We start from the raw sequence: 16926 nt of genomic DNA, 5'->3' as shown, positions 1-16926 counted from the left end.
CGGGAGGCTTTACGCCGCCGGCTGCGCCTCGATGGTGCGAAGCGCCTGCATCTGGCGCTTGGCCGCGGCCTTGACCGCGTCCTGCACCTTCTCGAATGCGCGCACCTCGATCTGGCGCACGCGCTCGCGGCTGATATCGAACTCGGCCGACAGCTCTTCCAGCGTCAACGGCTCATCGGCGAGGCGGCGCGCCTCGAAGATGCGGCGTTCGCGGTCGTTGAGCACGGCAAGAGCGCCCGACAGCATGCCGCGCCGGTTTTCCAGCTCGTCCTGCTCGATCAGCATCTCTTCCTGGCTTTCGTGGTCGTCGACCAGCCAGTCCTGCCATTCGCCGGATTCGCCTTCGCTTGCCCGGATGGGCGCATTGAGCGAGGCGTCGCCCGACAGACGACGGTTCATCGACACGACTTCCGCTTCCGAGACGTTCAGCCGGGTGGCGATCTCGGTGATCTGGTCGGGCTTCAAATCGCCTTCGTCGAGCGCCTGGATCTTGCCCTTCACCTTGCGCAGGTTGAAGAACAGGCGCTTCTGGTTGGCGGTGGTGCCCATCTTAACCAGGCTCCACGAGCGCAGGATGTATTCCTGGATCGAGGCCTTGATCCACCACATCGCATAGGTGGCGAGACGGAAGCCGCGCTCCGGTTCGAATTTCTTGACGGCCTGCATCAGGCCGACATTGCCTTCCGAGATCACCTCGCCGATCGGCAGGCCGTAGCCGCGATAGCCCATGGCGATCTTGGCGACGAGCCGAAGGTGGCTGGTGACGAGCTTGTGCGCAGCCGTGGTGTCCTCATGCTCGGCGTAGCGCTTGGCGAGCATGTACTCTTCCTGCGGCTGAAGCATCGGAAAACGGCGGATTTCTTCCAGGTAGCGGCTGAGGCCGCCTTCGCCGGAAACGATACTGGGTAGTGACTGGGCCATTATAGCGCCCCCTCTCTATTGGAGTGATGCCCCCGAAACGCGGCAGGCATGTGGCGCGAATGCCAAAGGCACATTCGCGCCAACCGACATATATAGGAACAAAACCAGAAAGACAGGCATTTGTTCAACACGAAACAGTGTGTCACGCTGAAGTGAACAACGCCGGTCAGGTTTTCAGGTGGTTGGTTCAAAGCTTGCGGAAGCCGTCGACGAGGTTCTCCATGTCCCACGGTATCGGTGCTTCGAACCTCATCGATAAATGGGTATCCGGATGCCGAAATGCAAGGAGGCGGGCGTGCAACGCTTGTCGCGGAAATGCTTTCACTTTGCTGGTTAGCGGCGCAGGCAACCGGTTGGCCTTGGTGCGGAAAGCCTGGCCGTATTCGGGGTCGCCAATCACCGGATGGCCGATATGGGCCATGTGGACGCGTATCTGGTGGGTGCGACCGGTTTCCAGCCGGCATTCGACCAGGCTCGCCGTGGCGAATTCCTGCTGCTGCTCGCCAAAGCGCTCAATGACGGTGAAATGCGTTATGGCGTGGCGGGCATCGTCGCGGCCTTGCGGCACCACGGCGCGGCGTACCCGGTCGGCGGCGCGGCCGAGCGGCGCGTCGACCATCCCCGTCGGCCTTGCCGGTATGCCCCAGACCAACGCCAGATAGGCGCGCTCGAGATCGCCGGTCAGGCCGTGGTCGGCAAAGGCCTCCGACAACGCCTTGTGGGCGCGATCGGTCTTGGCGACGACCATGACGCCACTGGTCTCCTTGTCGAGGCGATGGACGATGCCCGGCCGTCTCACCCCGCCGATGCCCGACAGGCTGTTGCCGCAATGATGGATCAGCGCGTTGACCAGCGTGCCGGTCCAGTTGCCGGCGCCGGGATGCACGACCAACCCGGCCGGCTTGTTGATGACGATCAGCTCGCTGTCCTCGTAGAGGACATCCAGCGCAATATCTTCGCCTTGCGGCTCCGCCGGTTCCGGCTCCGGCATGTCGACCGACACGCTGTCACCTTGTGCCATCTTGCGCTTCGTCTCGCTGGCTGGCCTGCCGCCGATCCTGACCGCGCCCTGCTTTATCAGCATCTGCACCCGGCTGCGCGACATGTCGGGGCCGAGCCTGGCCGCCAGCCATTGGTCGAGCCGTTGGCCGGCCGCATCGGCGCCGGCCTCCAGCACGATCTGTCTGGCCCCTATTAATTGTCTGACCTCTTCGTTATGAGCGCTCATCGAAAACAGTTCCGGAATCTGCTGCCATGGCCCAGCCGCTTGCCGACGAAGACGAGGAAAAGCCGCTCGACCCCGAGGTCGAAAAGGTGCGGAGGAAGCTCGTCCGCTTCGTCGCCATCAATCTCGGCCTGCTGTTCCTCGCCCTTATGGTGGTGATCGCGGCGCTTGTCTACAAAGCGCGCAATGCACCGCCTGCCGCCCCGCCGTTGACGAGCGACATCCAGGTGTCGGCAGGCGAGCCGGTCAGTGGCGACATCGTGCTGCCGGTCGGCGCCAGGGTGGTCAGCCAATCGCTCTCGGGCAATCGCCTGTCGATCGACGCCGAGTTGGCCGACGGCAGCCGCGCCATTTTCGTCTACGACACCACTGAGCGCCGCATCGTCGGCCGCTTTTCGATCAGGAACAAATGACCGGTTTTGCCGAACACCGCAGCATTGCCACGGTCGCGCTCGTCGTCGCAAATTATGACGAGGCGATCTCCTGGTATGTCGACCGGCTGGGTTTTGTCCTCACCGAAGATGTCGATCTCGGCGGCGGCAAACGCTGGGTCACGATCACGCCGGGCAACGGGCAGGGCGCGCGGCTGCTTCTCGCCGAGGCATCCGGCGATGCGCAAAGGCACGCCGTCGGCAACCAGACCGGCGGGCGGGTTTTTTTGTTCCTCGAAACCGACGAGTTTGCCCGTGACTATGCGCTGATGTTCCAAAGGGGCGTCGAGTTCCGCGAGGCGCCGCGCCATGAAGCCTATGGCACGGTCGCGGTTTTCGCCGATCTCCATGGAAATCTCTGGGACCTGATCGAGCCAAAACGCTAGGCTTGCAGCGGATATTTCACCGGCGCGACAGGCAGCCTTAAGCCTAGTTGCTTTTTCCCAGCCGTCAGCCTATATCGCCGGTTCTTGAACGCGCCCATCGTCTAGCGGTCAGGACACCGCCCTCTCACGGCGGGAACAGGGGTTCGATTCCCCTTGGGCGTACCAATCGTTTCAACTACTTAGCGGGCCGGCAGGTAAAACCGTCAAATAACGGTCAAATAAGCCATTCGTAGGATCCATTTTTGAGGTGCCTAGAGCGCCGTGAGCCGCGCCGCTTGGCAAGCAGTTGAGCAAAACCGTTGAGCAAGGATGGGGACCATCACTATGTGCCGCAGTTTCACCTCCGGCGGTGGGCCGACACTGCTGGCTATGTGACACAATGGGGCAGAATCAAGCACAATGGAAAACTGACTAGAAAGGGGGTAGCTCCTGCTGCCACCGGATACGTCCCAGGTCTTTACGCTTTGGAGCACGTCCCCGCGGACAAGGTCCACCTTGTGGAAGAACGGGTTTTCGGTTTCGTAGACGACAAAGCAGCACCCATCCTCGAGAAGATGGTCGTTCGAGGGGCAAAATCGCTCTCCATTGAAGAACGATACTGGTGGGCGATCTATCTGAACGCGGCGCTGCTGCGTGTCCCTCATGTTGTCGCGTCGATATCAAAGCGCATTGAAGAGATGCAGCAAAAAATACTTTCGGAACCCGATGCAGACTTCGACGCTGCAAAAGGGTCCGCACCCGAACGAAACCTACTCGAATGGGCTCAGAATCACGCACCTAGTGCATTGGCCAATTCTGGCATGGAAACCTTGTCCAAGATGATCGGCGAGAGCCGGCCAATTGAGCGCCTGCTTTCCTTCTGGTGGACAGTACGCGACGTCAGCAATTCAAGTCGGCCTCTCATGCTCGGCGACGACCCACTTGAACGCATTGGAGACCTCTACCGTCCGAAATGTCTCATAAATCTCCCCATCTCCCCTGGTCACGCCTTTTTCGCAACAAACGCGCGGTCAATCGCAGAAAACATCGCTAAGATGCCCGATAGGCGCGTGGTAGACGCCACGAACATCTCCACCATCTCCACAGCGAAGAAATTTGTGTATGGCGACGCAGAGCCCAGCTTCGTCGATCGTTACCTAACAAGAACGGAGTCGTCCTCACACTTGGTCTAACTCCCTTCGCGGGGAGGCGGCAAACCGTTGAGGGGCGCTTGCGCGCCCGGCAGAGCTGCGTCACTTTCAGCCGAAAGGCAGCGAGGAAGGAGACCCGATGGCCGCAACGAAAGACCAGTGGAAGGCTTTCCGCGAAGAACTTAGCCAGCAGCTCGAAGAGGAGCGCCGGTTCATCACCAATGCCGAAGCAGGGAAAACGGGCATTTGGACTGTTCAGCCAGGCAAGGGAAAAGTCGATACCACGGCTGCTCATGTTGAGATATCGAGGCGCGCAGTCCAGGCTCTTGAGGGGGTAATTGCCAAGATCGATCAGGACCATCTGGCAGAATAACTCTTGCGGTCGAATTAGGAATATGGTCCTCATTTGCGCCGGTGCGGCGATCCACTTAACGGAGATCGCAAAATGGCCAGAACCAAACCATCCAAGCAACTTGCACAGGCCGAGATCGACCGCTTCATGGCGGCTGCGGAAGAGCTTGAGGCCGTAGCGTTGGAAGTACGCTAAACAACAGCAAGACGTCGTTGGCAACTTAGTACAGATTGAAACAGGTAAGATGCGGTTTTCGGAGGAATTGATGCATTACACACTTCATGCTGCGCCAGGCTCTTGCTCTTTTGCACCTCACATCGTCATGGAGGAGATTGGAAGGCCCTATTCGCTGGCGTTGATGTCGCCAGGTCATCCCGAAGCCAAGACCGACGAATTTCACCGCTTAAACCCGAAAGGGCGAATCCCTGTTCTCATTGCCGACAATTTCACTCTCACTGAAGCGCCGGCAATCTTATTTCACCTGGGCCTGACGAATCCAGACGCGCGGCTCCTGGGAGCGAATGCAGAAAACATCATCCGTTCCATCGAATGGTTTAACTGGCTATCGAGTGCGGTTCACGCGGTCGCCGTCCGAATGATCTGGCGCGCCGACTTTTTCTTACCGGATCAATCGATGTACGAGCCCTTGGTTCATAAAGGAAAGGAGCACTTGGCTTCCGCGTTTGCGCTTATAGAATCCAAGTTGACGGATCGAGATTGGGCCGTAGGAGAGTCCTATTCAATAGTTGATCCGTATTTGCTCGTATTCTACAGGTGGGGAAATCGCATGGCCGTAGACATGCGAAATACCTACCCCGCTTGGACCTCTCATGCACGTCGGTTGGAGGAGCGAGCGGCTGTGCAACGAGCCTTAACGCAAGAGGGAATATCCCTCTGGGAGTAGCTGTCGCGTTGCCGAATCCAAAAATTCGCAAGACCATCGATCCTACGCGGTCGTACTTAAATGTCTGGTAGCGTTGTTTAGCGGGAAACCAACGCTACGGCCTCAGCTTCACAAGAGCATTGTCCGGCCGCTGCTATCGCCTACCTGCGACCATTATCGGGCGCTTCGAGCGGTCCATGAACCCTGTTGAAATCGGTGAAGGACATTACCGGCAAGGATGCAGCTTTCATCCGATGGCACGGCTCGGGGCCAGCGATAGCGGCAGCGGGGAAGCGCCTCATTGCCACCTTAACGCCACCCATGTTGTTCTCCTTCCCTGAAATATAGCTCAAGTATCCCGGCCCCGAAACGGGGGCGACATATGTGAGTATTGGGTCCTCAGGAAACAAGATGGCGCCGTCCGTGTCGACTATCCGTTCCGTGACGCTGCCCGCCGCATGTCCGATGCCTGATTGGCGAGGATTCGGGCTTCCGTCCGTTTGAAGCTGTCCGGCTGATTTGACTCAGCGCACTATCCACGGCCCCGGCGACGCGATCGGCAAGCATGCCGACGGCATGGCTGGGCTCTAAACGCGCCATACTCCAGTTGCAGTATCGTAGCTTCTTTGCCGTTCGAATTTCTCTCAGTCATGGCTTCGCACGATACCAAGATATGCTGCGAACGACACATCCACGGCGGGCTCAACCATTCGATCTATTCCGGCAAGCCGAAAAGTGTTTGCGCGCCTGCTATTCCTCCGAGCGGATGACTGCCCATGGCGATCATCGGCTCGGTAGTTTCTGCCTCGAACACTGTCGACGCGAGCACCGTCCGTCCCAACGGCTTGCACAGCCCTTCGATGCGGCTGACAAGATTTACAGCCTTGCCGATCGCGGTGAAGTCCAACCTGCCGGCAGTGCCGATGTTCCCCCAGAGTATCTCGCCGACATGCAGGCCAATGCCATATCCGAGCTCAGGGCCGCCATTGCGGCGCCGAGTTTGGTTGAGATGATCTATCCCGGCGCGCGTGGCCTTCACGGCGCGTACCGCAGCGTCACATGCGGCATTTGCAGCGCGCTCGCCAATCGGGAAAATCGCGAGGACGCCATCACCTATAAACTTGAGAACCTCACCACCAAATGCGTGCACCGCGCCCGCGACGCAATCGAACCAGGCATCAAGTACCAATACGATCTCGTCTGCATCATGAACCTCGGATAGATCGGTGAAACCTCGAAGGTCCGCGCACAGAAGCGCAGCCCGTATCGTCTCTCCCTTTACTCGACGAGAATGACCGTTGAGCACATGTGCTGCACTGCGCTTTCCCAAATATGCTTCGAGCAATGCGCGTTTCGCGGACCGTTCTGCGAGTGCGGTCATCGGAGCCGCAGCAAACCGGGAGATTTGCCGCAGCAGCTCTGACTGCGCCTCATCCGGAGTATGATCGAACGCCCACACCAAAGTCGGTGCGACACCGCCCGCTCGCTCGTCGAACACCATCGCCCGCGTCGTGCCAAGCCACTCCCGCAGCACGAGCCGGGGATCGGCATTCTGGCGGTCGGCGCCTATGCCCAAAGCCTCGACCACTTCATTCCCAGGCGCTCGCCAGAGCCAGATGCGGCGTGAAATGATCGGGTCGGGAGCATCCTGCGCCAGCGCGCCGGCGATGATCGGCAGGCCGTCTTCCATCAAATGCGTTGAGAGCTGCAATAGAAGTCGCCCACCGTCGCCAATATGCGCGGCGTCGTCCAGAAGGAATGAAAGCGAGTTTGCGAGAAGCATCGGCAGAAGGTCACTCGGCACAGGCTTATGCTTACGCCTCGAACATCTTCTTGCAACTCCCCACATTCGCTTCAATCATGCACGGTATTCGATGCGGATGTGACCTGGAGTGAGCGATGGCGGAATCGGTTTACACAGAGATTGAGGTCGCCGCGCCACAAGCGACCGTGTTCGCGCTTTTGACGGATCCGGACCAGATCGTGCGATGGATCGGGACCGAAGCGAATTTGGATGCATCGCCGGGCGGTCTGTTCCTCGTCAATGTCGGTGGTCGCCATATGGCCCGCGGTGAGTTCACCGAGGTGATCCCGGTCCACCGTCTTGCCTACAGTTTTGGCTGGGAAGACAACGAGACCGTGCCGCCCGGCTCCAGCCATGTCGAGATCGACCTGATCGCGAGGGATGCGGGGACACTGATCCGCTTCACGCACAGCGGACTGCCGAACGCAAAGGAGCGTGACAGCCACCGAAGGGGATGGGAGCACTACCTCTCACGGCTGAAGATCACTGCCGATGGGGGACATGTCGATCCCGACGTGCCGATGAAGAATATGTGATTTTCATCTAAGGGCCGCGGATGCCCGTAATCCGAACCAGGCGCGGCATGCGTCAACGAGGCCCCTTTGACCTGCCGTCGCCAAACCGGCCGCTCGGGAAACCCAGCGACCTGCGGGCTGCCGCACCATTACAGCTGCCGGCGACGGATCGTTTCGGCGAGCTCGGCGAAGGCGTCCGCGATCCCGGTGCCGCTCTTGGCGCCTGCGTGGAGTTCTTGAAACTCAGCGCTTCTGGCGCAACGCCTCGGATTGAATTAGCATCCGTTCATCAAAGCTCCGGCCGCACTCCTGCAGGATGCGGAATGCGGAGCGCAGGCGAGCGAGGCCGGGCGCGGTCACATGCCGGGCGCTGATCCAAGCGCGACTGGGCATCCGAACTTCCGTTCGGCGGCAAGACGGCGTGGCCGGGAGGAGTCAGATGCAGAAGCTGCAATCACAAGGCGTCCATCACATCACGCTGGTCGGCGCCGATCGCCAGAGCTCCATCGATTTCTGGGAAGGCGTGCTCGGCATGCCTTTCATCTTCGAGCAGCCCAACCTCGACAAAGCCAGCGAAAGCCATCTTTATTTCGATCCGGGCGACGGCCGGCTGATCACCGTCTTCACCGACGAGAGCCGCACGCCGGTCAAGCGGCGCACGCCAACCGATACGGGCTGCGTCCATCACATCGCTTTCGCGGTGTCGCGCGTCACCTTTTTGCAGGCGGTCGGCCGGCTCGACGAGCGCGCCATCAAGCACAGCGGCGTCAAGGATCGCGGCTTCATGGACTCGATCTACTTCGAGGATCCGCTCGGCCTGCTGATCGAGCTCGCCTCCTACCGTTTCGAGCCGCCGGCGGGCTTCACCCATGCCGACGTGTTGATGCAGGCGCACAAGATCCGCGTCGCGCGCGGCGACTACGCAATAGCCGAGGTGCATCTCGCCGACGCGATCCAGGCGCTTGTCGAGCGCTCCCGCGCGACCTTGTCGGAAGACCGCGCTCCGAAAGATCCATACTGACGACAGGCCAAACAAAGGGAGGACACAATGGCAAAGACGACAACGAAGAGTGCGAAGAAGCCGGCCGCCAAGGCCGCTCCGAAACCAGCTGCCAAGGCCGCGACAAAGCCTGCTGCCAAGGCGTCGAAAGCGTCCGCCAAGTCGGCAACGAAAGCCGCCGCAAAACCTGCAGCCAAGGCATCCGCGAAGTCCGCGCGGAAGGCCGTAGCGAAATCAGCGAAAAAACCCGCGCTGATGCTCAGCATGCTGAAGCCGAGCGTCAACAATATGAGCGTACGGGTGTTTGCGCGCGCGGCCGGGCTCGACCATTCCGAGACCGACGTATGGGGCCACACGCGCTCGCCTGAATATATGGCGCGAAACCCGGCCCACCTGACCCCGATGATCGAGGACAAGGGCCTGCCGAGAGGTGTCTTGTGGGAAAGCTGCGCCATCATGCAGTACCTCGCCAACAAGCACGGGCTGGAAAAATTGTACCCTAAGGAACCCGCCAAGCGGGCAATGATCGACAGTGCCATGTTCTACCTGATCGGCACGCTCTACCCCTATGTGGCGCGCGCCACCTATCCAGCACTGAATTTCCCGCAATATGCCGGCGAGGTCGGCCACAGCGACGCTCATCCCGACAGGAAATCGGAAGCCCAGAAGGCCGCGGCGGCCGCAATTGCCGAGCCGCTGGAGGTCTTTCACAGCTTCTTCAGGAACGGCAAGCCGTTCATCGGCGGCAAGAACCCGTCGATCGCCGACATCCGTCTGGCGGCGACGCTCGAGTTCCTCGCCGTCATCGACTATGCGCTGCCCCAATGGGCAAAAGACTATATGACGGCGATCGAGAAGAAGCTCGGCAAGGCCTATGCCGAGCCGGCCGGCGATGTGCGCGGCTATATCGCCTATGTGCGGTCGCAGGCCAACGCCTGAGGCACGTGCAGGCCGGCGATCGTCCGTACGTTCTGCAGGAGCCGGTAACGATCTGGGGTAATTCTTTTTACTCTCCCCTGTTTGCACGATGTGGGGAGCTTAAGGTTTCGTTAACCGAAACCCTTTCTACTGTATCCACCTCCAGCCCGCGACCACGGATGTACTGGCGCGGATGGAAAGCAAAGGTCGGCTGCTCGCCGGCCTTTTGCTTGTTGCAGCCCTGCCGAAGTTGCGGTCGACGGCGCTTCCCGACGCCTGCATGGCTGATGAAGCGCGTTGCTGGCACCTTGTCATCGCCGATGTCGGCCCTACCATCGAAGTTAGTCACGTCCTCGAGGGCGGTTCAAGGACAGAGGCCCTGTCATGAAAAGCATTGCTGGAATGGTGGTGATTGCAGGCGCCATGCTGGCGGGTGCAGCCGGTCAATCGAATGCAGCGACGCTCAACACCATGCCCGAGGTCGGGGCTGCCATCCAGGCGTGCTGGACCCCCCCAGCGAATGCCGGGAATTCCACCGTCACCCTGAGCTTCAGCTTCAGGCGCAATGGCACGCTGATCGGCCGGCCCAAGCCGACCGCCATCCGCGTGGCCGGCGACGACAAGGCGCGGCAAGCTTTTGTCGACGCGGCGATTGCGGCCGTGGACCACTGCCTGCCGTTGAGCCTTTCACCGGCGCTGGCTGAAGGCATCCCGGGCAAGGTGTTCACTCTGCAATTCAACTCGCCCAAACAAAAACAGCCTGCAACGCGAGTGCAGGCTTCGCCTTGATCTTTTCCGACAACCGGATTCTACTTTTCGGGATCTAGCGCATGTCGAGCAAAAGTGTGCAGCGGTTTTGCGACAACGACATGCATAAAACAAGAACCTAAGCGCGTCGCATGAGGCCGGGTCGACCGCGATGCGCTTTAGTGGCGGCTTCGTCTGGCCTCGACATGTCGCGCCAGTTCCGGCATTTCGAAGACATAGTCGCTCCAGGCCGATTCCGGAATCTGGCCGGCGAGATAGCACTCCAGCAAAAGCCTCTGCTCGTGGTCGAGCGGCCTCGGTGTGCGTTCATGGTCCAGCCCAAGTGAATGGAACAGATTCCTGGTCAGGCCCGCGACAGTGAAATGAATCGACATTTGCGGTCTCCTCCTTGGCCGCTCAACGCCGAACGTGGGGCTAAGGTTTCAGCAACGGCCGGCCGGTAACGCCGGATTGATCGCGGTGCGGATCCGGCCGGGTGCTTCAAACTTCGCCGTGGCGCGAGTTCGCCGGCGTTGCTGCCGGTTCGTCTCAATCTTGAAATAAAAATGTAATATTGAATTTACGCCAGCGGATATAATACACTAGAACTAAAGTCTCTGGTGGCGGTGCGGTCTACTTCAATTAGGTAAACCTGATTTAGCCAGTACTTATCCATAGTCGACAAAGAAATCCTGTTCTCGGCGCAACAAGGACAATGGTCGCTCCAATGACACGCTTCTGGCTTCTCACGATTCTGATGCTGGTGTCGGCAATAGCCGTTGCGCTCGGCACGTCCTCCTCCTATGCGGATAGCTGCGGCGCGATCAGGAGCCAATTGCTTTCGGCGGGGCGTGGCGCCGGGACCAGCCCCGAGCTTGCCCAACTACGCCGGCAACTCGCCGCGATTCAAAGGCTGGAGAGACAGCGCCGATGCACGGCGAAAACGGCCGGGTTCTTCTTCAACCCCTGCGCCGACCTCGTAAGCAGCAAGGCGGAGGTGCAACGGCAGATCGCCAGACTGTCGAATTCGGGCAGGGACACCTCCGGCCTGAAGGCCAGGTTCGTCGCGCTAGGCTGCGCCGCCCCCGCTGCCAAGAAGCAGCAGGCGCAGCAGAACCAGCCGCAGGCACAGCAGCGCACAGCACCAAAACCTCAGTCCGCAGGCGCAATAATGGGTGGCAATCGGATGCTGTTTTGCGTTCGCTTGTCGGACGGATATTTCTTCCCCGCGCCAAAATCGCAGTTCGCCAAGAACGACGATCTGAAGGAAACGGTCGATCAGTGCCGCTATATCTGCGACGATGCCGGCGTCGAACTCTATACGCTGAGCGATGCCACCCGCGAGACCGAAGAGATGATCGCGCTCGAGACGCAAAAGCCCTATGTGGAGCTTGCGACCGCCTTCAGGTACCGCGACGACGCGAACTTCAAGGCCTGCGATGTCAAGCGCTATTACCAGCGCGTCGCCGAACTCAGGGCACGAACCGTGACACCGGCCAACATGAGCAACGCCATCATTCCGTTGCCGACGGCAAAGCCGGATTTTGGCATCGTCGCGGAAGTTCCTGAATCCGGGATCCAAACCGCCGGTACCGCTCTCGCAGGGGAAAAAACGCTGGTTGCCGAGGTACCAGGGGCTGCCCAGCATCAGTCGGTCGAAAGAGCGATCGGCGCGCGGCCGGTGAGAGTGGTCGGGCCGGCCTTTTTCCCGGCGGACTGACCACGGCAGGCGATGTCCCGAGACGGCGAACGGCTGGCCGGATAGCCGCTTCAAGGCCTACAGCCGCACGCATCGACCGACGGCCGGTTGGTTATTCGCAGACCATGCGGGCCCGTTTGCCGGGCTGGCTGACATTCCTGCAGGTGAGCGGCTTCGCCGGCTCCGATGACAGCATGGGCGGATTGGCGACCTTCCTTCGTGGCGCTGCAACGGAAGCTGCGCTCCGGCGCACCGCCGGCCTTTTCGGCGTTTGAGGCGCCACAGGAAAGACATCGGTCTCCAGCTGCGACTGTTCGGCTTGCGCCTGCGGAGAAGGCCGGTCCCAGAAACGGCGAACATCGAGCGGCTTGGGAATGATCACGGTGCCGTCATAGCTGCGCGCACAGCCGGTTCCCAGAAGCAGCGCCAGGCACAGGAAGACAGGCAGAATCCGTCGAAACATCAGCAACACCCCTGCAAGCTTATAACGCTGCTTCGGCCCAACCGACAACCGGCGGAATAGTGCAGAGGGAGTAGGTAAGGTGAAGTAGAAATCGTCGCACTTCCAGTCGAAGGCCCCGCTCGAAAGATCGAGCGCCGGGTCGGGCGCGGATGGAGGTCCAGCGCGAGGCGAGTTAAAACCTTGCGATTCGTCACCGCTTCCAGCGTAAGGCCATGGTGCGATCGCACCATACCCAATGGCGCGCTCAGTCGCGACAATGGGATATTCGAAGTTCCGCTCCTCCAGTTACGGGCGGGAGCAGCGACCGCCGGCAAGAAACAGGGTCAGATTTACCCCAACGGACCTGTTTCGGCGATGGCGCGGCCATGACACGTTCTGGCTGCATGCAACGCGCTCCCGTCCGGCTTTTTTCTTCTCAAGGTCAGTGGCTGCTATCGTCGAGCGGACAAAGCCGGCCGGAATTCACGCAAGCTGCTGATTCCAGCGGCAAACCGCGGCCCATGCCGACAAAGCCCGCGGCCGTTCCTTCTTAACCCGGCTGGACGACGTTACCGGAGCGACATGAAACTGTCATGCGACTGTAATAATCGGGGGCTATTGGCCTCAGCGGGCGCCGGAGGAATGGCGCCGAGAGACCATATTCCGAACAGGAGCAGGCCACATGAGACATTTCATCCGCTCGGCGGCCGTTGCGATTGCAATGGCTGCGGCGACGACTACCCTCACCCTGTCCGCCGCGCTCGCCGCGGACATCTCCGGCGCCGGCGCCACCTTCCCCTACCCGATCTATGCGAAGTGGGCCGACACTTACAAGAAAGACACCGGCATTGGGCTTAACTATCAGTCGATCGGTTCCGGCGGCGGCATCAAGCAGATCAAAGCCAAGACCGTTACCTTCGGCGCTTCTGATGCGCCGCTGAAAGGCGAAGAGCTTGAATCGTCCGGATTGGCTCAGTTCCCGATGGTGATGGGCGGCATCGTTCCCGTCGTCAACCTCGAAGGCATCAAGCCGGGCGAGTTGGTTCTCGACGGCCCGACGCTGGCCGACATCTTCCTCGGCAAGATCACGAGCTGGGATGACGAGGCGATCAAGAAGCTCAATCCCGACGTCAAGCTGCCTTCGCAGGCGATCGCGGTCGTTCACCGTTCCGATGGGTCGGGCACGACGTTCAACTTCACATACTACCTCGGCGACGTCAGCGCGGACTGGAAAGAAAAGGTCGGCGTCGACAAGGCCGTGGAATGGCCCGTGGGCATCGGCGCCAAGGGCAATGAGGGCGTTGCCAACAACGTCTCCCAGACCGGCGGCGCGATCGGCTATGTCGAATACGCCTATGCCAAGCAGAACAAGCTCACCCACACCGATATGATCAACAAGGACGGCAAGAAGGTCGAACCCACCGCGGCGGCATTCTCGGCGGCAGCGGCCAATGCCGACTGGAGCTCGCAGCCGGGCTATGGCGTCATCCTCGCCAACGAGCCGGGCGCCGAGTCCTGGCCAATGACGGCGGCGACGTGGATCCTCCTGTACAAGAAGCCGGACGACGCGGCGACCACCGGCGAAGCGCTCAAATTCTTCGCCTGGGCATACGACAAGGGCGACGAGATGGCCGGCGAGCTGGACTACGTTCCGATGCCCGACAAGGTGGTCGAGAGCGTCAAGGCCATGTGGGCCAAGGAAGTCGTCGGCAGCGACGGCAAGCCGCTCTACTCGGCTATGTAATCTCCTCCAGGGAGGGCGTCGACGGCGCCCTCCCTGTTGCCTTCAATCGCGAGGACCCAATGACCATCGCTTCCGATGCCATGCTATCATCTGCAGCCCGGGCCAGGGAAGCTACGGTGCGGCGCTTCGCGCTCACAGACGCCATATTCCGCGGACTCACCCGCGCTTCCGCAATTCTTGTGCTGGTCATCCTCGGTGGTGTCGCAATCTCGCTGTTTGCCGGCTCATGGCAGGCCCTGTCGTCCTTCGGGTTCTCTTTCCTGACGACTGAAAGCTGGAATCCGGTAACGGAAAAATTTGGCGCGCTGGCGCCGATCTACGGCACGCTGGTCACGGCGGCCATCGCCATCCTGATCGCGGTTCCGATCGGCATCGGCATTGCCGTGTTTCTCACCGAACTCTGCCCGCGCCCGCTCAGGCGCCCGATCGGCATAGCGGTCGAGCTGTTGGCCGGCATTCCCTCGATCATCTACGGCATCTGGGGCCTGTTCGTGTTCGCGCCGTTCCTGCAGACGACGATACAGCCCTTCATCATCAACATCTTCCACGGCGTGCCGGGACTATCCAGCCTTTTCGCCGGCCCTCCTTACGGCATCGGCCTTCTGACCTCGGCGCTGATCCTCGCCATCATGGTGCTGCCCTTCATCACCTCGATCACCAAGGACGTCTTCGATACGGTGCCGGCGGTGCTGAAGGAATCGGCCTACGGCATCGGTTGCACGACCTGGGAAGTGACCCGGCGCGTGGTCATTCCCTATACCCGCATCGGTATCATGGGCGGCGTCATGCTTGGCCTCGGCCGCGCGCTCGGCGAAACCATGGCGGTGACCTTCGTCATCGGCAACGCCCACCGCATCAGCGCCTCCCTGTTCGCGCCGGGCACGACCATCTCGGCGACCATCGCGAATGAATTCACCGAGGCCGACGGCGATCTCTACACCTCTTCCCTGGTTTCGCTCGGCCTGATCCTGTTCGTCATCACTTTCCTGATCCTTGCCGCCGCCCGCTATATGCTGATGCGGATCGACGCCCGTACGGGAGCCTGACCGATGTCGACATCCTCATCGCTCCACAGCCGCCGCAAAGCCAGAAATTCGGTGATGATGGCGCTTTGCGTCGTCGCCGCCGGCATCGGGCTTGCCTGGCTGGCGCTCATTCTCGGTGCACTGGTCTATAAGGGCACAGCCGGGCTTTCGTTCGCGGTCTTCACCGAGATGACGCCACCGCCAGGCGAGGCCGGCGGCCTGCTCAATGCAATCGCGGGCAGCCTGCTGATGACGATCATCGCCGTTGTCGTCGGCACGCCGATCGGCGTGCTGGCGGGAACCTACATGGCCGAATATGGGCGTTTCTCGCGCATCACCACCGTCGTGCGCTTCATCAACGACATCCTGTTGTCGGCGCCGTCGATCATCATCGGCTTGTTCGTCTATGAGTTGATGGTGCGGCCAATGGGGCATTTCTCGGCCATAGCCGGCGCCGTTGCGCTTGCCATCCTGGTCATTCCGGTGGTCGTGCGCACCACTGAAGACATGCTCAACCTGGTGCCGAACGCGTTGCGTGAAGCCGGCGCCGCGATCGGCGCGCCGCGCTGGGTGGTGATCCGTTCGGTCGCCTACCGCGCCGCATTGTCCGGCATCGTCACCGGCATATTGCTGGCGATAGCACGCATTTCCGGCGAGACGGCGCCGCTGCTCTTCACCGCGCTCAACAACCAGTTCTGGAGCAGCAATATCAACGCGCCGATGGCCAGCCTGCCGGTGACCATCTTCCAGTTCGCTCTCAGCCCTTACGAGGAATGGCAGCAACTGGCGTGGACCGGCGCACTCATAATCACCCTGACGGTTCTGGGCTTGAGCATCCTCGCCCGCAGCCTTACCGGACGCAGAGAGGACAGATGACACAGATGTTGTCCGCGGACATGACGATGACCGAGACGGTCGCCGAGAAGACGAAGATCGAGGTCAAGAACCTCAACTTCTACTACGGCCAGAGCAAGGCGTTGAAGGACATCACCTTGTCGCTGCCCGAGCGCAGCGTCACTGCCTTCATCGGCCCTTCGGGCTGCGGGAAATCGACGCTGCTGCGTGTGTTCAACCGCATCTACGAACTCTACCCGAAGCAGACAGCCGAGGGCCAGGTGCTGCTCGACGGCAAGAACATTCTCGACCGCTCGCAGGACCTCAATCTCCTGAGGACCAAGATCGGCATGGTGTTCCAGAAGCCGACGCCGTTCCCGATGTCGATCTACGAGAACATCGCCTTCGGCGTCAGGCTTTATGAGAATCTGGGCAAGTCCGAAATGGACGGCCGCGTCGAACAAGCGTTGAAGCGGGCCGCGCTGTGGGGCGAGGTCAAGGACAAGCTCAACGCCAGCGGCTTGAGCCTGTCAGGCGGCCAGCAGCAGCGGCTTTGTATTGCCCGCACCGTGGCGGTGAAGCCGGAAGTCATTCTGCTCGACGAGCCGGCTTCGGCACTCGACCCGCTGTCGACCGCCAAGATCGAGGAACTGATCGACGAATTGCAAGCCGACTACACGATCGTCATCGTCACCCACAACATGCAGCAGGCGGCGCGCGTATCGCGCCAGACCGCCTTCATGTATCTGGGTGAACTGGTAGAGTTCGACCGGACCGAGAAGATCTTCACGTCGCCCCGCGAGAAGCGCACGCAGGATTACATCACCGGCCGCTTCGGCTGAGCCGTTCCGATCACGCATATGAGGACAG

General features: G+C 60.7%; 19 protein-coding genes and 1 tRNA gene. 15 read left to right on the top strand and 5 right to left on the bottom strand.

Annotated features, from left to right (window positions below; genetic code table 11):
- Positions 1-9 precede the first annotated feature (9 nt).
- Positions 10-921, bottom strand: coding sequence for an RNA polymerase sigma factor RpoH (rpoH, locus tag NKH63_RS06285; RefSeq protein ID WP_023720954.1), 912 nt, complete (start codon positions 919-921; stop codon positions 10-12).
- A 187-nt stretch (positions 922-1108) separates the two neighbouring features.
- Positions 1109-2149: an RluA family pseudouridine synthase gene (locus tag NKH63_RS06280; RefSeq protein ID WP_352917713.1), complete on the bottom strand. Its 1041-nt coding sequence runs from the start codon at positions 2147-2149 to the stop codon at positions 1109-1111.
- A 26-nt stretch (positions 2150-2175) separates the two neighbouring features.
- On the opposite strand from NKH63_RS06280, the gene NKH63_RS06275 reads away from it, so the two are divergent.
- From NKH63_RS06275 to NKH63_RS06250, 6 genes are all read left to right on the top strand, one after another.
- Positions 2176-2559, top strand: a complete 384-nt coding sequence (locus NKH63_RS06275) for a fimbrial protein (protein ID WP_352494185.1) — start codon at positions 2176-2178, stop codon at positions 2557-2559.
- Positions 2556-2963 carry a VOC family protein gene (locus NKH63_RS06270; RefSeq protein WP_352917712.1) on the top strand — a complete coding sequence of 136 codons (408 nt, stop codon included), beginning with the start codon at positions 2556-2558 and terminating at the stop codon, positions 2961-2963. Before NKH63_RS06275 ends, NKH63_RS06270 begins: the two co-directional genes overlap by 4 nt.
- A 90-nt stretch (positions 2964-3053) precedes the next feature.
- Positions 3054-3128, top strand: a tRNA-Glu gene (locus NKH63_RS06265).
- 161 nt (positions 3129-3289) lie between these two features.
- The gene (locus NKH63_RS06260) at positions 3290-4135 is read left to right on the top strand and encodes a DUF4238 domain-containing protein (RefSeq protein WP_352588427.1); all 846 of its coding nucleotides are present in this window, start codon (positions 3290-3292) and stop codon (positions 4133-4135) included.
- A gap of 97 nt (positions 4136-4232) precedes the next feature.
- Complete coding sequence (locus NKH63_RS06255; protein ID WP_352494188.1) at positions 4233-4466, top strand: hypothetical protein; 234 nt, start codon at positions 4233-4235, stop codon at positions 4464-4466.
- 244 nt (positions 4467-4710) lie between these two features.
- Positions 4711-5349, top strand: a complete 639-nt coding sequence (locus NKH63_RS06250; RefSeq protein ID WP_352588326.1) for a glutathione S-transferase family protein — start codon at positions 4711-4713, stop codon at positions 5347-5349.
- 694 nt (positions 5350-6043) lie between these two features.
- Here NKH63_RS06250 and NKH63_RS06245 read toward each other — a convergent pair.
- Positions 6044-7111: an adenylate/guanylate cyclase domain-containing protein gene (locus NKH63_RS06245; RefSeq protein WP_352917711.1), complete on the bottom strand. Its 1068-nt coding sequence runs from the start codon at positions 7109-7111 to the stop codon at positions 6044-6046.
- A gap of 116 nt (positions 7112-7227) precedes the next feature.
- Between NKH63_RS06245 and NKH63_RS06240 the strand changes: the two genes are divergently transcribed.
- The 4 genes from NKH63_RS06240 to tolA all read left to right on the top strand — a co-directional run bounded on the left by NKH63_RS06240 (position 7228) and on the right by tolA (position 10354).
- Positions 7228-7668: an SRPBCC family protein gene (locus tag NKH63_RS06240; RefSeq protein WP_023678521.1), complete on the top strand. Its 441-nt coding sequence runs from the start codon at positions 7228-7230 to the stop codon at positions 7666-7668.
- A 418-nt stretch (positions 7669-8086) separates the two neighbouring features.
- Positions 8087-8668 (top strand): VOC family protein, encoded by a 582-nt coding sequence (locus tag NKH63_RS06235; protein WP_023720938.1) that lies wholly within the window; start codon positions 8087-8089, stop codon positions 8666-8668.
- A 27-nt stretch (positions 8669-8695) separates the two neighbouring features.
- Positions 8696-9586 carry a glutathione S-transferase family protein gene (locus tag NKH63_RS06230; protein WP_352588332.1) on the top strand — a complete coding sequence of 297 codons (891 nt, stop codon included), beginning with the start codon at positions 8696-8698 and terminating at the stop codon, positions 9584-9586.
- Between the two features lie 381 nt (positions 9587-9967).
- A complete protein-coding gene (tolA, locus tag NKH63_RS06225) occupies positions 9968-10354 on the top strand; it encodes a cell envelope integrity protein TolA (protein WP_352480865.1) in 387 nt (128 codons plus the stop codon).
- A gap of 137 nt (positions 10355-10491) precedes the next feature.
- Here the strand turns inward: tolA and NKH63_RS06220 are convergent, their stop codons facing one another.
- On the bottom strand, positions 10492-10707 hold the full coding sequence (locus tag NKH63_RS06220) for a hypothetical protein (protein WP_023720934.1): 216 nt from the start codon (positions 10705-10707) through the stop codon (positions 10492-10494).
- A gap of 332 nt (positions 10708-11039) precedes the next feature.
- Here NKH63_RS06220 and NKH63_RS06215 point away from each other — a divergent pair, with 332 nt between their 5' ends.
- The gene (locus NKH63_RS06215) at positions 11040-12032 is read left to right on the top strand and encodes a DUF2865 domain-containing protein (RefSeq protein ID WP_352917710.1); all 993 of its coding nucleotides are present in this window, start codon (positions 11040-11042) and stop codon (positions 12030-12032) included.
- A 91-nt stretch (positions 12033-12123) separates the two neighbouring features.
- Here NKH63_RS06215 and NKH63_RS06210 read toward each other — a convergent pair whose 3' ends face one another.
- Complete coding sequence (locus tag NKH63_RS06210) at positions 12124-12474, bottom strand: hypothetical protein (RefSeq protein ID WP_023720932.1); 351 nt, start codon at positions 12472-12474, stop codon at positions 12124-12126.
- Positions 12475-13135: 661 nt separating this feature from the next.
- Here NKH63_RS06210 and pstS point away from each other — a divergent pair.
- Genes pstS through pstB form a run of 4 tightly spaced genes read left to right on the top strand, consistent with a single transcriptional unit; the run spans position 13136 to position 16898 of the window.
- Positions 13136-14197, top strand: a complete 1062-nt coding sequence (gene pstS / locus NKH63_RS06205; protein ID WP_031194537.1) for a phosphate ABC transporter substrate-binding protein PstS — start codon at positions 13136-13138, stop codon at positions 14195-14197.
- Positions 14198-14256: 59 nt separating this feature from the next.
- Positions 14257-15243, top strand: a complete 987-nt coding sequence (gene pstC / locus NKH63_RS06200) for a phosphate ABC transporter permease subunit PstC (protein WP_502896305.1) — start codon at positions 14257-14259, stop codon at positions 15241-15243.
- 3 nt (positions 15244-15246) lie between these two features.
- Positions 15247-16098: a phosphate ABC transporter permease PstA gene (pstA, locus tag NKH63_RS06195; protein ID WP_023720929.1), complete on the top strand. Its 852-nt coding sequence runs from the start codon at positions 15247-15249 to the stop codon at positions 16096-16098.
- Positions 16095-16898, top strand: a complete 804-nt coding sequence (gene pstB / locus NKH63_RS06190) for a phosphate ABC transporter ATP-binding protein PstB (RefSeq protein WP_352494192.1) — start codon at positions 16095-16097, stop codon at positions 16896-16898. The genes pstA and pstB overlap by 4 nt, the downstream gene beginning before the upstream one ends.
- Positions 16899-16926 lie beyond the last annotated feature (28 nt).

The organism is Mesorhizobium sp. M0960, from assembly GCF_040319055.1.
GTDB lineage: Bacteria > Pseudomonadota > Alphaproteobacteria > Rhizobiales > Rhizobiaceae > Mesorhizobium.
This window is presented reverse-complemented; position numbering and strand designations above follow the sequence as displayed.